This is a genomic window from Niallia nealsonii (genome assembly GCF_002835805.1).
Taxonomy (GTDB): domain Bacteria; phylum Bacillota; class Bacilli; order Bacillales; family Cytobacillaceae; genus Niallia; species Niallia nealsonii.
The window spans coordinates 73,416-97,125 of sequence record NZ_PISE01000019.1; the positions used below are offsets into that span (position 1 = coordinate 73,416).

The following is a 23,710-nucleotide window of genomic DNA, read 5'->3' on the forward strand; positions in this document are numbered from 1 at the left end:
ATTTTCCCTCTAAATAGATTCATACATAAGCGAGAAAATAAACACCTTATTCTTTTATGCTTTTAATATAAAAACTTAATATTTTTCAAAAGTTTAAATGACTCTAACATTTTTTTATCGAAATTTTCTTCATCTCTAATAATATTGACACTGTAAAACTAGTATGGAAGAAAAGAGTATAAAAGATAAGAAATGCCCAGGATATGGATGTTTTACCATATTGTCATGAAACTAGTAAATTTCTGATACAGAACTGTAATAATAGCTTGGTATAATTTTCATATCGACAAACAAAGGAGTTTTAAAAGTGAAAAAATCCTTCATAACAATTTCTGTATCTATTATGCTAGCACTTGGAATTAGCAGCGGCGCATCAGCAGCTTCAAATACATATACCGTAAAAAAAGGAGATTCTCTTTCCAAAATTGCAAAAAACTATCATATTACTGTTAGTCAATTAAAGCAATGGAATAACCTTTCATCCGATCTCATTAAAGTAAAACAAGTATTAAAAGTTAAAAAAACTAGCACAACTAGTAAATCTAGCAAAAAAGCAAAGAAAACAAAAGAGATTACGGTTAACGCCTCTGCCTACACATTATTCAAGGGTTCTACTGGTATAACAGCAACCGGTATCAATTTAAAGAAAAACCCTAATCAAAAGGTGATATCTGTTGATCCGAAAGTAATTAAGCTAGGTTCTAAAGTCTATGTTCCTGGTTATGGTTATGCGGTAGCAGGGGATACTGGAGGCGCCATAAAAGGCAAAAAAATTGATGTATTTATGTCTTCTCAAAAATCGGCTATAAACTGGGGCAGAAAAAATGTAAAAATAAAAATTATAGACTAGCTAGCATACAAAAGCTAACCTGAAAGCGCGTGTCGATATTCTATCGGTACGTGTTTTTTTATTTTCTAATCAAATAAAACAATTGCTTCTTTTTCAATCTTGATCATTCATCGCTTCCCCCTCCCTTTTTCCATTCAATTCCCTATTGCTTGATCATTTAAGCGGATTCATCATCACAAATTACAGGGAAGGGCTTTTACCTTTTTTCATTCATTGGCATTAAACTGTTTTTATATAAATAACTTGATAATAGGAGGTGTTTCTATTGCTAAAACTCTTCAAAAAACGGTGGGTTCTCTTTGATCAAGCAGTGCGTCCTTACAAACCCTATGTCACTGTTGATTTCGGCATCACATCGATTTCACCAAAAAATATTATCGGACTGACCTTTCCAACTAGGGAAATAAAAAATGATAATAAATTGACAGATTTACGTAAATCAGTTGAATTAAAAGGTTGGAACGATAAATCTCCTGCTGATTTACATTTATTTCTCCTTCCTAATGGGAAATATACTGTTGCGACAGGTGGAAATCATCGTTCTTATCTATCCAATAAATTAGAAATACCAAAGATTAAAGCAATGGTAACCATTTTAATCCCCGAAAAATACATCACTGAAAATATAAAATCCCAACTCGATTATTATTCTAACAAAGAAGATATGTATAAAAAAGAAGCTCTCGAACTTAATAAATTTTTGCAAAAACAAGGAACCAGGCGCAAAAATTATCAAAAAGAAGAAAAGCTCTATAACGATTACTGTAAGTTAGCTGAAAATATGAATCATAAAAGAGACGCTCTTCTTCTTTCTTTGGCGAAGTTTCTTAACCTATTGCCTAAAGAAGAGGCGGATTAATCTGCCTCTTTTTAATTGGCTGTTTTCTAAAAGATTGTTGTTGTTCGGATCGTTTCCATGAGTAAATCCATTGTAAAAACAGGTTGATTGGAGTGAAAGGTGCGAGACTCCTCTGGGATTAGCGGGACAGGTGAGACCTCGCAAGGCCGCAGCCTGAGGAGACTCACCGCCCGCCCCACGGAAACACGGAAAGCGGGCATCCCTTCACTGCAATCAACCTACTCCTTTAAAAGCAACAAAGTTTACGAAAAAAGCCTTTGAATTAAAATAGAAAAAACTCCTCTTTAGAAACTAAATAACTGATAAAAATACCTTATAATGGACAGGGTAGAGAAATTAAGAAAAAACAAGGGAAAGCAAAGAACCTGGTCAAGGAGACAAGAAAGACTACTCTTCCTGAAGATAAAACAGAACGTTTAAAAACCAAACACGGCATTCTAAAACACTCTTAAAGATGTGAAGGGAGGAATGGCAGATTAATGAATATCACGCTTTTTAAAGTTGCCGCCCTTAACTTCTGATACATCGTATATTGCGACAAAGGCTTTTGGATCAATTTCTTGAATGATTTCTTTCATTTTGCTTTCTTCCAAACGGTTAATAACACAAGTAATTTCCTTAAATTCTTCATGAGAATAGCCACCAAATGCTGGTGTATATGTTGCTCCACGACCTAATCTGTCACGTATGGTTTCCACCATTAATTCAGGTTGAGTGGTAATAATTTTAAAGGTTTTCGAACCGCTTAACCCTTCTTCAACAATATGTATTACCTTAGATGCGATAAAGTAAGCAATCCCTGATAAAATGGCCCCTTGGAGACCGAATACAGTTGATACTACAATAAAAACAAACAAATTCAAAAATAGAATTAGATCACTTGTTCCAAAAGGTAATTTTCGGGAAAGCAATACAGCCAACATATCAATTCCATCTAATGCACCGCCATTACGTAAGGCTAATCCCATCCCAAAACCGAGAATAACACCACCAACAACGGTTACTAATAATGTATCGCCTTCAATTATCGTTGGCACATGATGCATTAGGATAGTTCCAATGGAAAGGGAAACAATACCGATTATTGAATATATAGCAAAACTTTTCCCAATTTGCTTGTAACCTAAATATACGAAAGGAATATTCAGGACAGCAATAAAAATACTTAATGGCAATTCCAAAAGTTCTGAGCCAACAATACTTAGTCCTGTCACTCCACCATCCGATATATTATTTGGAATTAATACTGCCTCTAGGCCGTATGCTGCGAGAAGTCCCCCTATAATAATCAATAATGCTCTTGAAACTATCATAAGTTTACTGCGTTTTTGCTTTGTCATTGTACTCACTTTATCTTCCTCTTTTCAAACTTATTCAACCAATCTTCCTCTTTCAATTACAGACTACATTCCATTTTAACATAGTTATCCATTAACCTAATAAAGCTTAACTCAAAATATCTAAAAAAATAATAAGCCTTCCTCTATTTTGTATGTATTTTAACCAGCACTGAATGGCTTTCGAGAATCTGAATGAAAAGCTCTTAAAGCAGTTTGCTGGGATAGACGAATTGACAAAATATATTAAACTTTTTTAGTCTCAGAGACAATAAGACCAAATTTGCTCCAAAGCTTATGATGCTCATGTGAAATTAAGAACTGGATTGTATGAATTATTCTGTATCTGAACCACTAATGCACTTATCTGACAAGAGATTGAACATATATGGGACAAAAAGGTCCTTTGTTGATTTCCAGCAGAAAAAAACAAAGGACCTTCAAAATCCAAAAAACGCATCGACTTCTGGCTCCTAAATAAGCTGCTGCCGGCTTTGGCATCTAGCCTTCCAATATACAGCCGATTTTTGAGCTTATTCATTCAATTTTTTCAATTACAATAAAACAAGTGCTGTCAGGAAGTCTTGCCGTATTTCGGTCTTTATCCATCACTTTAACATGTGGCAGGATATGTTCTTCATATCCATCCTGCAGGTAATGCTGAAATATTAGCAACCGTCCCTTTTCTCCGAGGATATTTTGGATGGCTTTTTTATACTCGCTCGGCGTAAAATAGCCAAACTGTTCCTGAACTTCATGAGGATACGCTTCCTCCCCCCATGTATATGTATAAAGAAATTCCATTACATCATTAATTGACAATTGAATGGTGCGATCATTTACTTGTTCGTAGGATATTTTTCTTCCTTTAAAGTCATTCACATATCTTCTAAAAAATTCAATTCCTTTTAATTGATCAAACTCGATGATTCTTACTTGATCTTTCGGCTCCGTCATAATTCCATCCCTGATAATAATTCTTCCCCCAGGTTTCAAAACTTCAAAAGCGCTTTTAAGACTATCGATGATTACTTCCGGATTGAATTTTCCCCCCTTATAAGGAATATAGGAATACATTTCATGAAGAATGGAAGAAAATACGATTGTATCAATACTATTTATTTCATAAAAATCTTTTAATAGCAGAGCATCTGCTTGTTTAACAAACCAAGGTTTGTTTTCCCGCATTTTTTTTCTTTCTAATTCTTCTATTACATTGGTGGAAATATCAATGCCAATCACCTCTGCGTTTGGATGATATTCAGACAATACATCTAACATAACGCCGCCGCCTGCACCGATATCGAGCATCTTGCTCCCTACCGCATATTCTGCAATCACTTTTTTATGGTTTTGCGACTTATTCATGTCAGACAAATAAATTTGTTCGTTTTGCATCCGGTCAAAACCATCTTTTCTAAAACCAAAGAAGTCATATAAAAGAATAATAGAACGTTCATACAATGGAGACTTTTCTGCTTCCTGACAAAACTCAATTAATTTTTCTCCTGCTTTAGAATAAATAAACTTTACTCCTATTATTTCATCCAATTGATCCATTGCCACAATCGCCATTTCTACATGCTCATTCTGTACATACTTGCCTCTCATCAAATCTTCTATATTCAGTTCTTTCAAATAAGCCTCTATTATTCTTTTTTTATATAAGTTAATCATTTTTTTGCCTTTATAATCATAATAGATATCCTTCATAAAAGGCTCAAAACTAATTTGCTTTAAAGTTAAAGGATTTGCTTTTTGATAAATTAATAGAAAAATTTTCAGAAATTCATCAAAAGAGAAATCATGGAGTGCTGCCTCTACATACCACATATCTGTTTTTCTAAAAAAGGTTTGGAATAACTTTTTTAGTTCTTGATCTAAAAAATATCGATCATACAGCAGATTAAAGTTTTCTCCATCTTTAATGGAGGATTTTCTTAATTTCATAAGCCTGTTCTTCAAAAAATATTCTTTCCCTCTTTCCCCTTCCACAATCCAATTAATTACATTTCCCACTTCCCCTTGAACCTCATTCCAAATAACTTTTGAAACAGCTTCAATAATACACTGATTAAGAACATACAGCATATTGCCTATATTTATTGAATACGTCTCTCTATTTTGATGAAGAAAATCAATTAAAGGCTCTAATTGGCGAAAGCGAACTTCTCCTCTAATAAATTGTCCTATTAGCCCATGAGTGTAGATTAAAATATAAACAAGCTCTTCCTTATCCAATACTCGCTCTTTAATTGGAACAGCCATTTTTTCATCTGCATAAATCTGCGCTGATCCAATATTATGTATGCCTAATTGAAAGCCACGTTCTCTCCATTCTTTTCTTTTATGCTCTAAACCACATTTGGCAACATCGCTCCAAATCAAAACTTCTTCTATAATTTCTTTTTCATATTCGTTCACTTTCGGACTATCGTTTAATATTTCTAATGATTTTTCAACATAGGAAAGGACAGGATTATCTTCTATTCCTGCCAGTGATTCCACTTGTTCTAAATTAACATTCTTTTCTTTTGTTAAATACAGATAATGCAGCCATTTTTGTTCACGAAGTAAGGTTTTATCACCCATTTTTACTTTTTGAATGGAATATAAAGAATGTAGCATGATAATTCCTCCCCAACTTTCCGATTAAAGAAAGTCTCTTTTTTTCTAATGTTAACATAGGCCAAGCATAGATTTCGAAAAAAGGCAAAAGCAGTATCCCTTTTAGCGACATTGCTTCTATGACACTTGCAGCGAAGATGGATTCTTTTTATAGAAAGGCTGTTTTCTAAAAGATTGTTGTTTTTCGGATAGTTTTCAGGAGTGAATCCATGGTTAAAACAGGTGGATTGGAGTGAAAGGTGCGAGACTGCTGTGGGATTAGCGGGACAGAGGAGGCTCACGGAAAGCGAGCATCCCTTCACTGCAATCAACCTACTCCTCTAAAAGCAACAAAGTGTATGAAAACAACCTATACAAAAAACATCAATTGTCTAAATTTTTATTCTGAAGCAAGCAAAAGAAACATAGCAGCATAATTGATACTTCCCCTGTCTGCATGCTTTCTGTTTAAAAATTCAACTCCCCTACTATATAAGCCATAATAAACATTGATAAAAATCATTCTGAAAAATTCTGATTCTAAAGTAAATAGTAGGAGTTAAACTTTCCTCTAGTACAGGCACCCTTTCAGCTAAAATAGCTTAAACATTAAAAACTTCAATAATCCTTATAGGAAGTGCATTTTATATTGACGAAAAAATGTTTAGAAACTATACTAACTACATGAATAAAAATAAAAATCAACTACCAAATAATACAAATAGCGGAAGTCGTAATCTAGGTCGACTGATTATGCAACTTCGGCGACTTGAACGCAAACCTCATCATTTTGGAACTGCTGGACCATTAACACCTAGTGAAATTCATACAGTGGAGGCGATTGGAACGGAAGGAGATGTTCTTATGAGTGAGCTCGCTATGCGGCTGGGCATTACAAAAGGTGCCGTGACACAGCTTATTACACGCCTAGAAGCAAAAGAACTAGTTAAACGTTCTCCACATCCGAATGATTCGAGAGGAATTTTAATATCACTTACAGAAAAAGGAAAGGATGCATATATAGCACATGAGGAAGTGCATTTTCAATTCTACAATCAACTTCGATTACAATTAAGTGAGCAGGAGATTGAAGTATTTGAGAAATGTATAGATAAACTAAATAATTTCTTGCAAAAGTAAATTATTTTTTTAGGCATTTAGTTAAGTAACTATACTTTTTTTAAAAAAACTAAATTAGTTGGTGATTGTAAATGCATCTACACTACATAATAGGTCAAAACAAACTAATATAAGCACTCCTTATTTTTTTATGATGATTGCTATTTGCATCGGCGCATTCATTTCTCATTTTACAGCAGGAGTCGTAAATATTTCACTTCCTCATCTGACAAGCGTTTTTCACACAAACTTTGGAACGATTCAGTGGATTACGACTGGTTATTTACTTGTTATTACTGCTTTGCTTCCAGTAATGGGGAGATTAGGAGACCGCTATGGGCACAAACGGTTTATCTTTTTAGGACTGGCAGGAATGGGGAGCGGACTTTTGCTTTTTACACTGTATCTCGATCAATTGTCCCCCCCTTAGATTGTTTCTGTACTCGCTTTGATTGGATTAGGGATGGCATTTATTGCATCTCCAACTAATAGCTTTATTATGCAGCATGCTCCTAGAGAACAAGTCGGATCTATAGGAGGAATGATTGCGTTAACTCGTAATGCCGGCATGGTTTTAGGAGCGGCTCTTGGATTAAGTGGAATGATGGATCAAGAAAAGATAATACCGGCAGAATCTTTTCAACAAAGTTTTCAAATTAATGTCTGGATTTGTATAGGGGCAGTAATTCTATTGTCGTGCAATAGTTATTCGAAAATGGTCCAAAACAAAAAGCGAAACAGTGCGGATCAACAAAATAATGCAAAAGAGAGGAACTTTTTATGAAAGAAAACATTATTGTAGTGGGTGGCTATGGATATGTTGGGCAAAAAATATGCAAAGAATTAGCAGAACAGTACCCTGGTAAAGTGTATGCTGCTGGAAGAAGCCTAGAGCGTGCCGAACAGTTCAGCCGCTCTACTGATGGAACAGTTCATCCCTTACAATTGCACATAGGAAAACAAATTCATCCAAATATTTTAAACAATGTCAAGTTGATTATTATGTGCTTAGACCAAACAGATACTGAATTTGTTCAGATGTGTTTAAAAAAAGGAATTCATTATATCGATATATCAGCAAGTTATTCTTTTCTTTCTCAAGTGGAAAAACTACATAAGAAAGCTCTATCCAGCCAGGCAACCGCTGTATTAAGTGTTGGACTTTCTCCGGGATTGACGAACTTATTCGCTCAACATGCAAAAAGCCTATTGGATGAGACAGATGCCATAGACATATCCATTATGCTAGGACTCGGGGATCAGCATGGCAGAGCTGCAATTGAATGGACGGTCGATAACTTAGACAAAAAATACAACATAATGCAGGATACAGTTCTTATTGAAGTATCTAGTTTTACAGAGGGGAAAAAAATCCTATTTGGGCAAGGCATAGGACGAAAAAAAGCATATCGTTTCGATTTTTCCGATCAGCACGTACTTCCTCAAACACTCGATGTGCCATCTGTTTCTACTCGTCTCTGTTTTGATTCTGCTTTTGTAACCAGGCTGCTCGCTTTTCTAAGAAAATTGGGATTAGCCCGCTTATTAAAATTCCGTCTTATTCGTGAGACTTTTGTTCAATTGTTCAGCAAGATACAAGTAGGAAAAGCAATGTTTGCGGTAAAGGTGGATGCAAAAGGAAAAATAAATGATGAAAATATGTTAGTGGAATGTTTCGCACAAGGAAAACGTGAAGCAGCGATCACTGCTAAGATAGCTGCCATAACAGCCTCGAAGGTATACAGCACTATTAACCCAAAAGGCGTATATCATATCGAACAGTTATTTACATTAGAGGATATGTTGCAAACCATTCAACAAAGCACTTTCATAGAAACGATAATAAAAAAAGCGTAAACGCCCTTTGAAAAGCAAAAAAACATATTCCACTTGCCGAGTGCCCCCCCCTCTTTGTACCATAGAGTCCATGATATTAGTAAGATCCATAAACTTCGCCTTTTATATCATCATCCTTTTTAGGGCTCTCGATAGGTTAAGTATCCTTTGAAAAGTTTAGAAATCCACTACTGTAATAGATCAGCGAAAAACTTATTAATACCTAAAACACATAAATAACATTTCTATATTATTTTCCGAAAAACAATCTCAAATTGATATTTGTTTAATATCAATTTGAGATATATAATAAAAATAAGAAATGAAAGCAAACACTTACAATCATATAGCTACTTCTTATACATAAGGAGGAATTAACATGGAATTAGCAAGAGAAGACAAAGTGAAAGATTTGTTAGAAAAACAAAAATTCAATCAAAAAGAAATTGCTGAAATGACAGATCCACAGATTGAATATTATCACTGGCTCTATTTTGAAGATTTTGTGTACGATTATATGTGAGTTAAAAATAAAATGATAAGAATACAACTTTTATACCAAGGGCAGCAGTGCCTCCCCTTATTGATACAGTAAAAAACAAACATTTTATTAAACAGCTGATTATCGGCATAGTGCCGGCGATAGGCTGTTTAATTTTGTTTATATACATATTGAATTCTGCGACTGTATTTGACAAGCAGGAAATGATTCTTACATAATTTGAGCGAAAGATGCTACAGATAGTTTATTGCTATTTAACTAATAGTTTTATATTTATAATTTTACTAGTATAAAATAATGAAAATTCCAATAATAAAATAGAGATTTTTTCTTTATTTTATAAAATAAAGACTTAACAATATTATTAGAAAGTACTATTTATACTAAAACAGCAATGAAACTAACTACCTTTTTCATTTCAACATTCTCCTCTTTATTACATAGAAAAATTGGATATCAAAATGGAATAATTCCCTTAAACCACTAGTTATTTCTGCTAAAAAAATCAAAATGATAAACCCTGTATTTTAAGATAGGTAGAAATTGTAACGTTTCTATTTGATCTTCGGAATATTTTCTCCTTTCCTTTTAATGCATAGCTTAAAATTCCAGCGATGCTGCATACAATATGTAGTAAAATCTGCTGGCAGCCAGTTTCATCATCAGACACTTCGAAAAAGCATTATGGTGATCTTTTTAAAATTTATCACGCATTAACAGGCTTTTGTCCCCCCACCTAAGGAATGATAAGAGAAAACAAGAAATCTAGATAGGTAGAAATTTGCTGAGCAAAAACGTAATTGGTTCCACTCACAATCAGTGGGGAATGTGGAACCTCCCCTACTGATTGAAGTTTCACTTTATTGGCACATGCTATCATAGCTATTTTAAAGAGTGTTCCTTTTTAGGTTTCTTTCTTGTATAATCATCCGCAAACCACGCTTCGGTCTGAGGGTAATGGTGGAATAGTTCTTTACTACATGATGGTCTGGTGCTAGCTTAAGCCGGAATCGCTGCGCAATGGTTACTAGCACAAGCACTGCTTCCATCATTGCGAAGTGATTACCAATACAGACCCTTGGACCACCGCCAAACGGAAAAAAAGCATAGGAAGGAATAGTTTTTATAAAATTATTTTCAAATCTTTCTGGAATGAAAGAGGTCGGATTTTGAAAGTATTCTGGCTTTCTGTGCATGACATATTGGCTTACAAGGATCACATCGCCTTTTTTGAAACGATAGTCTTTTATCTCCACATCTTTATCTACTTTTCGGCTAGTGACAAAAGCTGGCGGGTAGAGACGCATCGACTCCCACATGATATTTTGTGTGTATGTTAATTTCATAAAGTCATCTGGTGTTGGTGGGCGGCTTCCAATTACCCTATTTATTTCCTCGTACATCTTTGCTTCCACCTCAGGATGCTGGGAAAGCAAATACAATGTCCAAGACAAGGCGTTTGCGGTAGTTTCATGTCCGGCAATGAAGATGGTCATCAGTTCGTCACGGACCTGCTTGTCTGACATGCCTAAGCCATCTATATCATCACGAGCGTCCATGATGATGCCAAGCATATCCTCATGCTTCGCTGGATCATTCCTACGTTTTTGGATAATTTCGGCGATTATGTGATCAAGTGATCTTATCGCCTTTTTAGAATCACGATTCCTTTTGGTAGGAACCCATAATGGCAGCTGGATAAGGCTTCTCATTCTTCTAACAGCCAAATTCATGGCCGTCTCTATCGGTTGCCCGATTTTTTGGTAACCCTCTTTGAAATCAATGTTGAACATCGTCTTGCAGATGACACCGAGCGTGATGCTCATCATGTCCTGAGTGATGATTCGTTCTTCTCCATCTTTCCACGTCGATAAATAATCGCTTGCTACATCAATCATATTCTGGCCATAATCAATAATATGTGATTTTTTGAAAGCTGGTTGAATCAGTCTTCTTTGCTGCATGTGAAATTCTTTGTCGCTCGTAAGAAGCCCTTCTCCAAATATGGGTTTTAAAGCCTTAAAGTCATCCGACTTCATGAAATTTTTCTGTTTTGTCACGAGTATTTGTTTGATCATTTCTGGATCTGAGACTAAATAAAAATTTTGCAATGGGCCAAGACGGAATTTTACAACCTCACCAAACTCTGTTGCCAATTGCGTAAGAAATCCAGGTGGATCCGATCGGAATGCCTTCAGATTTCCGGTTATGATTTTTCCCTTCGGTCCTTTGGGCGATTTAAAAAAGGTAGTCCTGTCACTCAATTATCTATTCTCCTCCTTTGCAATAGCTGTGTTTCTTTTTATACTATGGGGCAAAGGGAAAAACGGATTGTACAATAGTCAAGGACCTATAAACAATTCACTTATATTATAGAAGCAATGCTTTACGGATGAGTATGCTGTCAGGTCACAGTTTGGAACACTATGAACCCCTAGTATTAAGATTTTACATCATTATTATAAAAAGGCTAAATAATATACTAACGGGTTCTCTTTTTGGGTGCAAAAATCAATTTCACAGTACATTTTTAACGTGAATTCACGTTTCAGACTGTAGACAAATGCTCCTTAAAAAGGAAGTTTGTTTACAGTTTGAGCATTTCTTTGTAAGGAGAAATGCTTTTTATTTTCGTCAAAATTAAAAGTATATAACAATAACAATATAATTAAAAACGATATTAGTTTATTGCAAAACAATAAATAATGTGTTAAAGTCATTTTATTATTAAATCAGTGAGGTGCTTTAAAATGAATGTTAAACAAGGTTCAACCACTTTCTTAAAGGTAATTATTTTTCTGATTGGAATTGCGATGCTTGCTTTATGTATCTATTGGTTGCCTGAGATAGCCATTAAAGATGCAAAGGTACATCCAGATACGGCTTATTTCCTAATCCCCTTTTTAGTATGTACATATGGATTCTGTATTACGTTTTCTATTGCGTTGTATCAAGCATTTAAACTACTAACCTATATCGAAAAAAACAATGCTTTCTCTGAATTATCCCTTAAATCTTTGAAGGTTATAAACAAATGTGCTTTTACAGTCATTTTTCTCATTCTGTTAGGAATAGTAAGCTTAAAGGTGCTTGCTAAAATCACAGGAGACGACCCAGCAGGTCCTATATCACTAAGTCTAATGGGTATTTTAGCAACAAGTATCATCGCAGCCATTGTGGATGCACTTCAAAAGCCATTAAAAAATGTCCCAGATATTAAGTCGGAAAATGATTAACGGTTTGAGAAAATTTAATTAACGAGGTACTTTTTATGAAACAAGTTACGACACTCTTTTTAAAGCTAGCTGTTATTTTTATAGGAATCCTAGTTCTTGCATTGTGCATATTTTTAGTGCCCCATATGGCGAATTTCGCAGCAAAAATGTATCCAAATATTGCCCCAATGAAATATCTCGTTTTCATCGTGATGTATGGAGCGGCTGTGCCTTTTTACTTTGCTCTCTATCAGGCTTTCAATCTTTTACGGTACATTGACGAGAACACAGCGTTCTCGGAATTATCTGTAAAGGCGTTAAAGAACATAAAGTGCTGTGCGATTACAATCAGTGGTTTGTATGTATTAGGTTTGCCACTCTTTCATTTTATAGCGAAGAAAGTAGACCCTCCTATTGGATTAATGGGACTCATCATCATTTTTGCTTCGTTGATTATCGCCGTTTTTGCTGCTATCCTCCAACGGCTTCTACAAGAAGCGATTAACATAAAATCAGAAAATGATTTGACGGTCTGAGGTGGAGGATATGGCAATTATTATTAATATTGATGTGATGTTAGCAAAACGAAAAATGAGCGTAACGGAACTTTCTGAGAGGGTTGGAATTACTATGGCGAATCTTTCCATTCTGAAAAATGGGAAAGCAAAAGCGGTTCGTTTTTCAACATTAGAAGCGATATGTAAGACTTTGGATTGTCAGCCAGGTGATATTTTGGAGTACAAAAGCGATGAGGACACTCAATAAAAACAGACAACAAATTTATTTAACTAACAGGAGTCGATAGAGAATTTAAGGGATAGCCATTAAGCTATCCCTTCTTTGCATTTATTGATGTTATTTACTCAGAGAATTCCATTGAGAATTTCATTGATATTAGTGACGATGTGATTTGTAATGTTTGCACCTCAAAAGGGAACCCGTTAACAATATACCTAGCTCTTTTTTTCAGTTAAACAACTTACATTATTTTAAATTGTCCTTTCTTTTATATCTCTTGATAATAAAAAAAGTTACTTTTCCTCTGTTCCAATTTTACACTAGACTCAGAAAAGAAAAGGGGGCATTTTTTGATTAAATGTTACGCAAATTTATCCGGAATCGTTGGGCAATGGTGACTAGCACCAGCACTGCCGAAGTGATTACTAATGCAGACTCTTGGACCACCGCCAAACGGAAAGAAAGCACATGAAAGAATAGTTTTTATAAAATTATTTTCAAATCTTTCAGGAATAAAAGAGGTTGGATTTTGGAAGTATTCTGGCTTTCTGTACATGACATATTGGCTTATAAGGATTACATCCCCTTTGAGAAATCTAGACTTGCCCGTAAAAGCCTGATTGGTTCCACTAACAATCAGTGGGAAACGCAAAAAACCCCCATTGATTGAAGTTTCACTTTATTTCTTTTTTTAAAAGTTCGATCCAATTAGATAGAAGATCAATATAATAAAATTATCTATCCAACGTTTTTGGGTTTCTTCAGCTAGCAAATCCTTGTTAAGGATACTCTTTCTATACTTTAAGTTGATATAATTAATTTAAAGATAAAACAAATTTCTTTAGTTTTTTTCTATAAAGTAAATAATATCGATCTATAGAAAAAGTACAAGGACTGAGCAAATTAAATATATTTCAGCATAATTATTATATATAGCTATTTTGCCTAGCATAAATGATCCACTTGCAAAACAGCTATTGCTGTTCTGCTGCTTGTAGAAGGTGAAATCTGAATTGCGATGGATTAAAAGCTGGATACTCCAAATCCAAGTCCAATAAGCCATCTGCTAATAAGAGTATCCATCCTAAGCACAATTGATTGCTTAATATCAGTCTCTAATTTTTGAGGCTCCGATCAACCTATTAGCTTTTTTAATATTACTTTTAACAGCAGCCCTATAGAAAGTCCTGGGATAACACATAACATTGGAAACCACATAGTACCTAACAATACTCCAAATAATTGTACTCTTGATGAGTATATAAGTCCTGCTGTAACAAAAATCGCTGATAATGCAAATGGCAGGTATGAATACGGTTCTTTATTCCCACCTGCATCCTTATATGCATCCCACATAGCCATAAAGTACACACAAGGATAAAACATCAGCCAGTGATATTCTGTAAGATTAATGGCTTTGTTTATTTCTCCATTAAAGCTAAAATAAATAATCTCATTAAATTTGGATTGAACATTAATAAGTACTTCTAAAAAGATAAAAATAATTCCTTTAAGGTACTTTTCGTTAAGTAATTGCCCGAAACCTGGAAATGCAATACTCCAGGCCAGTTTTTCTTTTGGATTCACATTTGCCGAACCTCTATTCAGATGCCAAATTTTTTCTATCAACAGCACTTGGTGGTTGCTCCATCCACCCTTTTTCAATCATAATTGTTGCAGCATTCTCAACAAATGCTGAAATTTTCAGGAATGATTTAACATAAAGCAGCCCTACATCATGTCTTCCATTTACTGCTACTGAATTGCCAAACGCTCTTATTTTCATTGAAAACATATCCATCTTATGAAATAACATTAGCTTATCTGAAAAAGGAGAAAATGTAGATGCTGTTACTAAATCGTCAAGAAAAGATGGTGCAGGTAAATTCTCATTACTTAACATTTTCATGTAGTTTTCAATATTTGCCGTTGTAAGATCTCTCCCTTGTACAAACAATTCCCGAACTTTTTCATCCCTTGCTACTTGTGCAAATGCCATTATCAATGCTTTACTTGTTACATTATTTTCAATATTGTCGTAAAAATGGGTAATTTCTAACGCGTGCAACGGCCTTATATGTCCAAAAAAACCATTTAAAAAATTTTTATGAACAAACTCAACTTTATCTGCTACCGGAATAACGGGTGGCTTAATGATTAATCCTTTATTCATTAATATTTCTTGAATCTGACTTATCAAATCTATAGTAGCATTAATACAATAAGTAAAAAATTCTTTTACATCTTTTCTATATACAAGCGGGATAGCTATACTATAAATACTCATTCCTGCTTTTGCTGCATATTTCAAATAATGCACATAGAACGCATCTGCAAATAATCTAGGAGCACCAAGATTTACGTCTTTCTCTCCAAATCCTTGTGGAACAGGAATGTTTTCCTTTTCAAAAATTTCTTTCGTTGTTTTTATGAATTCGTCGCATAATTTTAATGCATTTTCTAATAAGGTTTTAATATCCTCATCTTCCACATGTTGAAGGTAGTAGCTTAAAATGCATTTTGACATGCTATTGCCTGTATAGGTTGCCCAAAGTTTTCCCATTTCTGCTGATGTTAATTTTTCATTGATGTTTGTTTTATTGGAGCCTAATTTAATTGGTTTAATGGTTGACAAGATACCATCTCCTTCTCCCTCTTTTTTTTAGTATTTTTCTCCCGTTTAAAATATATTCTTCGGCTACATTTTATCCGTGAAAATTCCTTTAGTTTGAAAAAAAATAGGCAAAAGTCTACTTTAAAAAGGCAAGCATAAAAATATGCCTGCCCTTTTACTTTAATGTGAATTAAATGCCCTTAAAAATACTCTCATGCTTAGATTAAAGATGGTATTCTCCTCAATAGTGAGTGGAACCAGGCTGCCTTCTGATTAATGCAGAATGATATCTCCATCAATAATATGATAAAAGTTGAAATTAAGCTGATAAGAGTATACACAGTACATCCCTCCACATTTATGTTGAGTGTTAATCGTTAACACTAGACTTATCCTTTGTTGAAGAGACAATTTTATTCCTTTTAACTAAGAGTTGCTTAAACAAATTTGAACTACCCGCCACTTAATTAATATTTTTACTGTGAAATTTTAGTTTAGAAGCTTTCCTAAAATTACTTGTATAAATTAGAGATACAACTATGATAAATAGTGCCAATACAGCATAAATATTACTAAAGTTCAAGCTATCCTGATCTTGTAGGAAAGGATTTAGGTGGAGGGTAGTGTGTTTAATTTCCAATACTTTGCTTATTAAGGTAGTATCGGTAGCACCAGCGATAAAGTTTATCATCATAAAAACCCCCATCCCTACTCCTGCCTGTTCTGCCGGCAATGTGCGGGAAACCGTATTTGCCAGAGCAATTTGTATAAAAGTTTGGCCAATACAAGCAAATATCAAGACAACCATAATAATCAGCGGGGATAATCCTGCCATAAAGGATAGAAGGCTGTATCCGAGAAAGAAGCTTAATAACGCTGTATACGTTAAAAAGTTGTTTCCTTTGATATCTGCTATTTTACCAGCTTTCTTGCCTAATGCAGCTGCTAATAAAGCACTTGGAAACATAATTAGACCGCTTAATATAGGAGATAAGCCATTGATACCTTGCAATAAAAGAGGTGTTAAATAGGGAATTCCGAACCCAATCCCTGAGCTTAAACCAGAAACAATAATTGCAACAGTGTAGTTTTTGTTTTTAAATAATGTTGCTTGTACAAAAGGTTCCTTTGTTGAAGTAATCCTTCTTACGAATAAAAGAAGGAAGAGTGCTCCTACGATTGCACATAATAGGGAACTTCCGGTAATAGCAAGTAGGAGCAAAGCTAGAGTTCCCGCAAGTAGCCCAGCTCCAATCAAATCTGTCTTTGCATTCTCTTTCGGTGTTTCATCGTTTAGATATTTTCTAAAAAAAGGAAGAGTGACCAAAGCAAAAAGAGAAATGATAAAGAGATAATGCCAGCTTATAAAGCTGGTTACGAGACCAGCAACAATAGGTCCTAGCGCTGTTCCTAAAGCCATTCCAGCTGAAGTCATCCCCAATGCTCTTCCCCTTGTTTCAAGAGTAAAGTAACGAGCAGGAATAATCATGGAGGTGGCGGGCATAACTGATGCACCTATTGCCTGAAGAACTCGGCCAGCTACAATCATTTCGAAATTAGCTGCTGTAAAACCTATAATTGACCCCACAGCAAAAATAATTAGCCCCGTCGAAATTAAGTTTTTAAGCTTATAGCGATCCGCTAATTTTCCATACATAACTGAACCTATGGCATAAACAATAATATAGCCTGTTACAATCCATCCCGCTTGTGAAGGCTGAAGATTAAATTCCTTTGTGATGGTTGGAATGGCCATATTAAACATAGTTGAATTCATAACCGAAATAACCAGAGCAAAAGCAAGAATCAAGATAAGTTTTTCTCTATGTTGTTGCTCGGCATTTAAACTAGTTTGACTCATTCTTTATCTCCTTTTTTAAATAGGATTAATAATTTTATACACTAATAAACATGAGCAAAAGGAAGTCTGTTTCCTCTTGCTTATATTTATCGATTAAACAGTAGTGCAGGATTTATTGAGTTACTTTGTTGACAACTTTTAAATCTAATTCATTAATAATCTGTAGCACTCTATCGAACCTTAGAGGCTGAGGGTCACTTGGGAAAATATAATGCTCATATGGATCTCCCAAAGTACGAAAAAATGGTTCAAATAAGCCTGAAGCCAATAACCCTACCATTTTTGTATAATGCGAATCTAAACGATATGAATGTACAGTGTGAGCAGGAACATGAAGGAAATCCCCAGGGTTTAATTGAATTTCCTCACCGTTTGCCCACATAGTCATCTGTCCTTCAAGGCAGAAGAAGGTCTCTGTATGATGTTCATGATAATGTTCTACAATTCGGTCGCCTTTTGGACCCTCTGATGAAACAATGATAAATCGTCCATCTGTATTCTTCTGGGCAGCAATAATTCGATGAAGCTGGTCACCGGTCAACAGACGATCACCTTCTCCAGAGGCAAGAACATAAGGAATCACTTGATCAGGCAACACCGTATTTCCAACTAATTTAGCGGTACTTGGCTGTCGTCTATTGAGTATAAATCGAATATCAGTCCCAGCAGCAGCTGCCTGCAGCTTTTCATGCGGAATATCGCTACTTTTATGCGGGGGATATTCTACTTTATCGTACGGTTGGCCAATTACAGAATAAAGCCGAGCGATTTCACCTTTTGATGTGTAAGATACGAATCGGGTTCTATGGCTATGCATTTGATAGCTGTGAATAGTTCCAGCCGGAATATGAGCATAATCTCCAGGTAAAAGGAGATGGGTATCCTCATTAAGCGCAAGTTCCAATTTACCGTCAAGCACTAAGATTCCTTCATGAGTTTTGTCGTGAAGATGGGATGGAAAAGCGTCACCTTTCCCCCCAGACACCAATACCATTTCAAATATACTATCAGTACTGTTTACATCCGCCATAATAGTGGCGACTTGTCTACCAAAAAGATAACGTTTTCCTTCACCACTTCGAAGCAGATAAGGTACCTTCTTTTGCGGTAGTCCATTTAATAGTGTAGTTGTCATAATAATCCCTCTTTCTATATAGACTAATCTGTCTAGATATATTTTAAAAATAGACCGGTCTGTCTAATTATAGAATAAAGGATTGCAAATTGCTACCCTTTTTTTTCTATAAGTAATGGTATAACTTCCATGATAACAAGAAGAGGGGTTTTATCCTTACTTGTTAAAGAATGCATAATACCTCCTCCAATCATTGAATTTACTAATAATCCTTTCTTTGTAGCCTCTTCTTTTTCATATCCATTTTGAATCAATTTTTTTGCAATAATCATTTGCCAATTTTTAAATGCCTGCATACACGCATTCCGTAAGGGCTCGCTTATTAAAGCCGTTTCACTTGCCAGCAAACCGACAGGAATTCCTTTAATATCCTCTAAGTTATCAAATTGACTAGCTGTATCCCTAATAAAAGCTTGTATAGCTTCTACAGGACCTTCCTTTTCATTCATCAATTTTTGCAGGTTTTCTTCAATAAATTTGCTTGTATATTGAACAGCTTCAATAGCTAACTCCTCTTTTCCATTTGGAAAATGATGATAAAGAGATCCTTTCGGTAAGCCACTTTCTTTGATGATTTGATTTAACCCTGTTCCATGGTATCCTTGCAATTGAAAAAGACGTGATGCTGTTTGAAGAATTTTTTCTCTTGAATTAACTTTACTAACCATTAAGGAATAGCCTCCTTGTTATGTTGAACATTTACTTATACAAATATAGAAAACAGCTAATAATTTGTCAAAGCTTTATAATAGAGATTTGCAATACAAAAGAATAAAACCCTTCTTCAACTGCATCCTTTAGTCGAATAAGCAAGATTTAAAACCCTAATTTTTATAAATAGCTAAATATATTGCAGAAAAAAACGCCAATAAAAGAATTTTTTTATCATTATGACCTATAAAAAGAGCTGCCACCAACTTAAAGATAAAGTAAGCATTGTTTCCTTTTTATAAGAAATCGCTTACAATTATATATAGGAACAAAATAATATCTCTATCCGTTCATTAGCAGGTAAGCAAAAATTTTAAAAAAGGCAAATAGGTGATTCTTATGGAGATTTCAAAGCTTGAAAAGCAATTATTTGAGATGGATGAATTTGAAAAAAAGTATTCAGGAACCCCGGAACAGCCAAATTTTTTCTCTGAATTAGTTGAATCGGAACTTACTTTTTCGCCAAATTCACAATCTCCTAGTGTCGTGCCAATTGACCATTTCTTTAAACCCAATCAAAATGTTGTATTTATAAAGCATCCTCGGTTTGTTAGATTTACGGAACATAGGCATTCATTTATCGAAATGAATTATATATATTCAGGGACCTGTAAACAATACATTAATGGCAAAGAGATTATTCTAAAACAAGGAGATCTCTGTTTGCTAGATACGAATGTACGACATGCCATTGATAGCGCATCTCAAAATGATATTTTGATTAACATTATGATACGGACAAACTATTTTGATTCAGCTTTGCTACAAAGGTTATCTGGTAATGACTTGTTGACAAATTTTTTTGTAAATACTATTTATCAACAGAAGAAAGAAAGTCGTTACATCTTATTTTCTAATAGTCGAAACAATAGGCTTAAAGATTTAATCATGCAAGCTTGGGAGGAATTCCATAACCCGCAGCTATGTTCTAATGAAGCAATCAATTCCTATATGCTACTAATTTTTACTGAGCTTTTACGGATTTATCATAGTTCTCCAAAAAGCAAAGAAGAACCCATTGTAAAAAAGGCAGTCATCTCGGATATTCTGAACTTTATGGAACAAAATTATCATGCCGTGACACTGGAGAAAACAGCTGAAAGATTTCATTTCCACCCAAATCACCTAACAAGGCTGTTGAAAAATAATTTAGGAAAAACCTTTATCGAAGTTTCCCATCACATTAAAATAAAAAATGCTTGTGTCCTTCTGGAAAATACCAATTTAACCATTGAACAAATTGCCAATAAAATCGGCTATACTAATATTACTTTTTTTTATAAATCCTTTAAAAAGATTCACGATGTCACACCTGCGGAATACCGCAAAAAACATGAAATCCTCACTCTTAATAAGGAGTGAGGATTCGTGTTTTTATATTTTTTCATCCTTTTCCCGCTGTCCTTCATTACGGATCTTAGAAGGGAAGCGTACTTATTTTAGTGGCTTTATTTCATTATTGATTCAGGCTTACCTATCGTTCTTAACTTAGCATCTAACTTCCTTAACACAACAAAATTGCTCTTTGAAAATGGTGTAAGCATAATCTCTTCTAAACTTCCATCAAGAAGAAACTCAGGCATATAGTTTAGTTCCGGCATATACTCTAGGATTATTTTCTTCGCCTCGTCATCTGCGAGTAACGTTTTTACATCCATTTCAATATGATAATTTTTGCCTCTTGTTCTTTCTTGTTTGTACATAAACTCGTACGTTCCACTTTCTACTTCAAAACTGATATTACCTCCCTGCACAATTGCATTTGGATATACATCCTTTAACATGCCTCCGTTTACTTTTACTGTGTTAAGATCTGCATCAGGAAGAACTACTGTGGCTGAAGTATTAAAAGGTACGACAAGCTTGATGGTCAATTTCCTATTTTCATCATAACTCCAAGCACTTTCATACGTACCAGCAGGACTACTATATATTCCTTTTACCCATTTAAACTTTTCTTCAGGCATTGCCGTAAATTGGATATGTCTGAAGCCCGGCTTCCCCTCTACTGGATTAAACCCTACCATATAACGATACATCCATTCCACTATAGATCCATATGCATAGTGATTTAAAGAATTCATTCCTGTATCGCTGATCGATCCATCTTCAAGGACAGAATTCCAGCGTTCCCATATTGTTGTGGCACCAAGATTAACAGCATATAGCCAACTCGGATAGTCTTCATTTAATAGTAAGCGATAGGCAAGGTCATTGCGTCCATACTTTGACAGGACTAAACAGAGATAAGGAGTTCCAACAAAACCTGTCTTTAAATGATACTTACTTTCCTTTAGCTTTTTAACCAGTCCATTAACAGCTTTTTCCGTGTATCCCTCTGGTACAAGATTCAGGAACAAAGCAAGAACATATCCGGTTTGAGTATCAACCGTCAATCTGCCATTCTTAGAAAAGTATTCATCTTGAATGGCCTTTCTAATTTCCGCTGCTAGTTCACTATATTCTTTTGCCATATTCTCTTTACCTAATACTGTTGCAGCTTTTGCAACTAATTCAGAAGAATAGCAGTAGTAGGCAGAAGCAATATAACCTGTATCTGTACCACCCGTCATTATGCTAGGTTCTGGTGCATCTAACGATAACCAGTCACCAAAATGATTGTTAATTACCCAAAGTCTTGTCGAACCATTAGCGTCATCAATATTCTTAATATAATCAACCCAAGCCTTCATGCTAGATAATTGATTTTCAAGAATAGCCTTGTCGCCAAAATAAAGATAGACATTCCAAGGAATTACTGTTGCAGCTTCACCCCAAGCAGTCGATCCATGCATATTAAACCCGTTAGTAGGAACTACATAGGGAACACTTCCACCAAACTTTCTTTGTTCTGCCGCTATATCATAACCATATTTTTGAAAAAAGGCTGCTGTATCCATGTTAAAACTGGCAGTTCCAGAGAATACTTGAGCATCTCCTGTCCAGCCCTGCCTCTCATCACGCTGTGGACAGTCTGTTGGTACATCTAAGAAGTTTCCTTTTTGTCCCCATAGCACATTTAGAAAAAGACGATTTATCTTCTCATTGTTGGTTTCTATATGACCTGTAAGTTCCATATCGGAATATACAACGTGTCCCACGAAATAATCTAGAGAAATTTCACCGTACCAGCCTTCCACTTTAACATATCTAAACCCATAATAAGTAAAATGAGGACGGGTTTTTATTTGTTCTCCCTCTGATATATACGTATACTCTGCCTTAGCAGATCGTAAATTTTCACGATAAAAATTACCCCTCTGCAATATCTCACCGTGTGAGAGTTTAATAACCGTACCCTTTGGGGCTGTTGTTGAAAATGATACCCATCCCACCATATTTTGGCCAAAATCTAAAACAGTTTCTCCCGCAGGGGTATAAATAATATCAATCGGCTTAATTTCTTCTTTCATCTTCACAGGTAAACTTAACCGTGCTTTTAATTTTTCATAGCCATAATCTACTTCAATAACAGAAAAAGCTTCAGAAGTATCCAGAGTTGCATCATACACTTCACCATCATATATACTACTTATCGTAATGTTGCTGTATCGGGCCTTCCAAGTGTTATCCGTTATAATTGTTTCATATGTTCCATCCGCATAATGAACAAGAATTTCTGCCAAAGCTACAAATTTGTCCCCATAGGTATTGATAGGATTAGAATCAAATCCAAAAACACGGCCCTTATACCAGCCATCCCCCAAGGCGATTTCAATTAAATTCTGGTCCCACTGTATATTCTCTGTAATATCATAGGTTTGATATTGAATCCATCTGTCATAGGCATTAAAGTTTGGAGTTAAGTACTCATTTCCAACTTTACTCTTATTTACATATAGTTCATATAAACCTAAACCTGTCATATATACTCTTACTGATTCAACTTCTTTATCAAAAGATACCGTTTTGTATATCACAGGGTTTATATTGGCAGCAAACTCCGGAGTAACCCATTTTGCTTTCCAAGGTTTATCTAACTTCGCTGTTTCAAACCAGGCAATCTCACTTGTTGCAACCTCACCATTATCTGCCCATACTGTCACTTTCCAATAGTAGCGAGTCTGTGGCTTTAAATCTATTTTTAATTCATAACTTATACTATCTATATCACTGCTTATACCAGTATCTAATATAATTTGGTTAAACTCGATGTCCATAGCTACTTGTATTTGAGCTGCCTTTTGTTTTTTTGCAATACTAGATTCTGTAATCCAACTCACACGGGGACTACCTAAATCAAAACCCATTGGATTTGTGATACGATTTGTTTTGAGATTTTTAATAATCATTGTCATCCCTCTTTATTAAGAATGGAATTTCCTA

At 35.0% G+C, this 23,710-nt stretch carries 21 protein-coding genes; 11 read left to right on the forward strand and 10 right to left on the reverse strand.

Annotation, left to right across the window (positions count from 1 at the left end):
• Positions 1-307: 307 nt before the first annotated feature.
• Together CWS01_RS10050 and CWS01_RS10055 are read left to right on the forward strand one after the other, a co-directional pair.
• Complete coding sequence (locus tag CWS01_RS10050; RefSeq protein WP_101177062.1) at positions 308-850, forward strand: 3D domain-containing protein; 543 nt, start codon at positions 308-310, stop codon at positions 848-850.
• A 265-nt stretch (positions 851-1,115) separates the two neighbouring features.
• On the forward strand, positions 1,116-1,709 hold the full coding sequence (locus CWS01_RS10055) for a hypothetical protein (protein ID WP_101177063.1): 594 nt from the start codon (positions 1,116-1,118) through the stop codon (positions 1,707-1,709).
• Between the two features lie 476 nt (positions 1,710-2,185).
• Here the strand turns inward: CWS01_RS10055 and CWS01_RS10060 are convergent, their stop codons facing one another.
• Together CWS01_RS10060 and CWS01_RS10065 are read right to left on the reverse strand one after the other, a co-directional pair.
• Positions 2,186-3,049, reverse strand: coding sequence for a YitT family protein (locus tag CWS01_RS10060; RefSeq protein WP_101177089.1), 864 nt, complete (start codon positions 3,047-3,049; stop codon positions 2,186-2,188).
• Between the two features lie 534 nt (positions 3,050-3,583).
• A complete protein-coding gene (locus tag CWS01_RS10065) occupies positions 3,584-5,674 on the reverse strand; it encodes a class I SAM-dependent methyltransferase (RefSeq protein WP_235852021.1) in 2,091 nt (696 codons plus the stop codon).
• Between the two features lie 732 nt (positions 5,675-6,406).
• Between CWS01_RS10065 and CWS01_RS10070 the strand changes: the two genes are divergently transcribed.
• The 5 genes from CWS01_RS10070 (at position 6,407) to CWS01_RS22650 (ending at position 9,131) form a co-directional block, all read left to right on the forward strand.
• Entirely contained in the window at positions 6,407-6,793 is a 387-nt protein-coding gene (locus tag CWS01_RS10070; protein WP_193603771.1) for a MarR family winged helix-turn-helix transcriptional regulator, read from the forward strand.
• Between the two features lie 61 nt (positions 6,794-6,854).
• Complete coding sequence (locus CWS01_RS10075) at positions 6,855-7,202, forward strand: MFS transporter (RefSeq protein ID WP_235852023.1); 348 nt, start codon at positions 6,855-6,857, stop codon at positions 7,200-7,202.
• 33 nt (positions 7,203-7,235) lie between these two features.
• Positions 7,236-7,556, forward strand: a complete 321-nt coding sequence (locus CWS01_RS10080; RefSeq protein WP_101177066.1) for an MFS transporter — start codon at positions 7,236-7,238, stop codon at positions 7,554-7,556.
• Entirely contained in the window at positions 7,553-8,629 is a 1,077-nt protein-coding gene (locus CWS01_RS10085) for a saccharopine dehydrogenase family protein (protein WP_101177067.1), read from the forward strand. Before CWS01_RS10080 ends, CWS01_RS10085 begins: the two co-directional genes overlap by 4 nt.
• A 358-nt stretch (positions 8,630-8,987) precedes the next feature.
• Positions 8,988-9,131 carry a hypothetical protein gene (locus CWS01_RS22650; protein WP_168714383.1) on the forward strand — a complete coding sequence of 48 codons (144 nt, stop codon included), beginning with the start codon at positions 8,988-8,990 and terminating at the stop codon, positions 9,129-9,131.
• Positions 9,132-9,997: 866 nt separating this feature from the next.
• On the opposite strand, the gene CWS01_RS10090 is transcribed toward CWS01_RS22650, so the two are convergent.
• The gene (locus CWS01_RS10090; RefSeq protein ID WP_101177068.1) at positions 9,998-11,374 is read right to left on the reverse strand and encodes a cytochrome P450; all 1,377 of its coding nucleotides are present in this window, start codon (positions 11,372-11,374) and stop codon (positions 9,998-10,000) included.
• A gap of 486 nt (positions 11,375-11,860) precedes the next feature.
• Between CWS01_RS10090 and CWS01_RS10095 the strand changes: the two genes are divergently transcribed.
• Genes CWS01_RS10095 through CWS01_RS10105 form a run of 3 tightly spaced genes read left to right on the forward strand, consistent with a single transcriptional unit; the run spans position 11,861 to position 13,090 of the window.
• On the forward strand, positions 11,861-12,346 hold the full coding sequence (locus CWS01_RS10095) for a DUF2975 domain-containing protein (RefSeq protein WP_101177069.1): 486 nt from the start codon (positions 11,861-11,863) through the stop codon (positions 12,344-12,346).
• A gap of 35 nt (positions 12,347-12,381) precedes the next feature.
• On the forward strand, positions 12,382-12,861 hold the full coding sequence (locus CWS01_RS10100; RefSeq protein WP_101177070.1) for a DUF2975 domain-containing protein: 480 nt from the start codon (positions 12,382-12,384) through the stop codon (positions 12,859-12,861).
• 10 nt (positions 12,862-12,871) lie between these two features.
• Positions 12,872-13,090 (forward strand): helix-turn-helix domain-containing protein, encoded by a 219-nt coding sequence (locus CWS01_RS10105; protein ID WP_004434885.1) that lies wholly within the window; start codon positions 12,872-12,874, stop codon positions 13,088-13,090.
• A 334-nt stretch (positions 13,091-13,424) separates the two neighbouring features.
• Here CWS01_RS10105 and CWS01_RS10110 read toward each other — a convergent pair whose 3' ends face one another.
• From CWS01_RS10110 to CWS01_RS10135, 6 genes are all read right to left on the reverse strand, one after another.
• Positions 13,425-13,715 (reverse strand): cytochrome P450, encoded by a 291-nt coding sequence (locus tag CWS01_RS10110; RefSeq protein WP_235852022.1) that lies wholly within the window; start codon positions 13,713-13,715, stop codon positions 13,425-13,427.
• A gap of 482 nt (positions 13,716-14,197) precedes the next feature.
• The gene (locus tag CWS01_RS10115; RefSeq protein ID WP_101177092.1) at positions 14,198-14,650 is read right to left on the reverse strand and encodes a hypothetical protein; all 453 of its coding nucleotides are present in this window, start codon (positions 14,648-14,650) and stop codon (positions 14,198-14,200) included.
• Positions 14,651-14,663: 13 nt separating this feature from the next.
• Positions 14,664-15,698, reverse strand: a complete 1,035-nt coding sequence (locus tag CWS01_RS10120; protein ID WP_101177071.1) for a DUF3231 family protein — start codon at positions 15,696-15,698, stop codon at positions 14,664-14,666.
• A gap of 442 nt (positions 15,699-16,140) precedes the next feature.
• Positions 16,141-17,538: an MFS transporter gene (locus CWS01_RS10125; RefSeq protein WP_101177072.1), complete on the reverse strand. Its 1,398-nt coding sequence runs from the start codon at positions 17,536-17,538 to the stop codon at positions 16,141-16,143.
• Positions 17,539-17,650: 112 nt separating this feature from the next.
• Complete coding sequence (locus CWS01_RS10130; protein ID WP_101177073.1) at positions 17,651-18,673, reverse strand: quercetin 2,3-dioxygenase; 1,023 nt, start codon at positions 18,671-18,673, stop codon at positions 17,651-17,653.
• Positions 18,674-18,765: 92 nt separating this feature from the next.
• Positions 18,766-19,341: a TetR/AcrR family transcriptional regulator gene (locus tag CWS01_RS10135; RefSeq protein ID WP_101177074.1), complete on the reverse strand. Its 576-nt coding sequence runs from the start codon at positions 19,339-19,341 to the stop codon at positions 18,766-18,768.
• A 382-nt stretch (positions 19,342-19,723) separates the two neighbouring features.
• On the opposite strand from CWS01_RS10135, the gene CWS01_RS10140 reads away from it, so the two are divergent.
• Entirely contained in the window at positions 19,724-20,746 is a 1,023-nt protein-coding gene (locus CWS01_RS10140; RefSeq protein WP_101177075.1) for an AraC family transcriptional regulator, read from the forward strand.
• 86 nt (positions 20,747-20,832) lie between these two features.
• Here the strand turns inward: CWS01_RS10140 and CWS01_RS10145 are convergent, their stop codons facing one another.
• Positions 20,833-23,676, reverse strand: a complete 2,844-nt coding sequence (locus CWS01_RS10145; protein WP_168714384.1) for an alpha-L-rhamnosidase — start codon at positions 23,674-23,676, stop codon at positions 20,833-20,835.
• Between the last annotated feature and the right edge of the window lie 34 nt (positions 23,677-23,710).

Excerpts from the sequence above, each read along its gene's own strand:
- CWS01_RS10060 (WP_101177089.1), bottom strand. The coding sequence starts at position 3,049 with ATGACAAAGCAAAAACGCAGTAAACTTATGATAGTTTCAAGAGCATTA.
- CWS01_RS10065 (WP_235852021.1), bottom strand. The coding sequence starts at position 5,674 with ATGCTACATTCTTTATATTCCATTCAAAAAGTAAAAATGGGTGATAAA.
- CWS01_RS10070 (WP_193603771.1), top strand. The coding sequence starts at position 6,407 with ATGCAACTTCGGCGACTTGAACGCAAACCTCATCATTTTGGAACTGCT.
- CWS01_RS10080 (WP_101177066.1), top strand. The coding sequence starts at position 7,236 with ATGGCATTTATTGCATCTCCAACTAATAGCTTTATTATGCAGCATGCT.
- CWS01_RS10085 (WP_101177067.1), top strand. The coding sequence starts at position 7,553 with ATGAAAGAAAACATTATTGTAGTGGGTGGCTATGGATATGTTGGGCAA.
- CWS01_RS22650 (WP_168714383.1), top strand. The coding sequence starts at position 8,988 with ATGGAATTAGCAAGAGAAGACAAAGTGAAAGATTTGTTAGAAAAACAA.
- CWS01_RS10095 (WP_101177069.1), top strand. The coding sequence starts at position 11,861 with ATGAATGTTAAACAAGGTTCAACCACTTTCTTAAAGGTAATTATTTTT.
- CWS01_RS10100 (WP_101177070.1), top strand. The coding sequence starts at position 12,382 with ATGAAACAAGTTACGACACTCTTTTTAAAGCTAGCTGTTATTTTTATA.
- CWS01_RS10105 (WP_004434885.1), top strand. The coding sequence starts at position 12,872 with ATGGCAATTATTATTAATATTGATGTGATGTTAGCAAAACGAAAAATG.
- CWS01_RS10125 (WP_101177072.1), bottom strand. The coding sequence starts at position 17,538 with ATGAGTCAAACTAGTTTAAATGCCGAGCAACAACATAGAGAAAAACTT.
- CWS01_RS10130 (WP_101177073.1), bottom strand. The coding sequence starts at position 18,673 with ATGACAACTACACTATTAAATGGACTACCGCAAAAGAAGGTACCTTAT.
- CWS01_RS10135 (WP_101177074.1), bottom strand. The coding sequence starts at position 19,341 with ATGGTTAGTAAAGTTAATTCAAGAGAAAAAATTCTTCAAACAGCATCA.
- CWS01_RS10140 (WP_101177075.1), top strand. The coding sequence starts at position 19,724 with ATGGAGATTTCAAAGCTTGAAAAGCAATTATTTGAGATGGATGAATTT.
- CWS01_RS10145 (WP_168714384.1), bottom strand. The coding sequence starts at position 23,676 with ATGATTATTAAAAATCTCAAAACAAATCGTATCACAAATCCAATGGGT.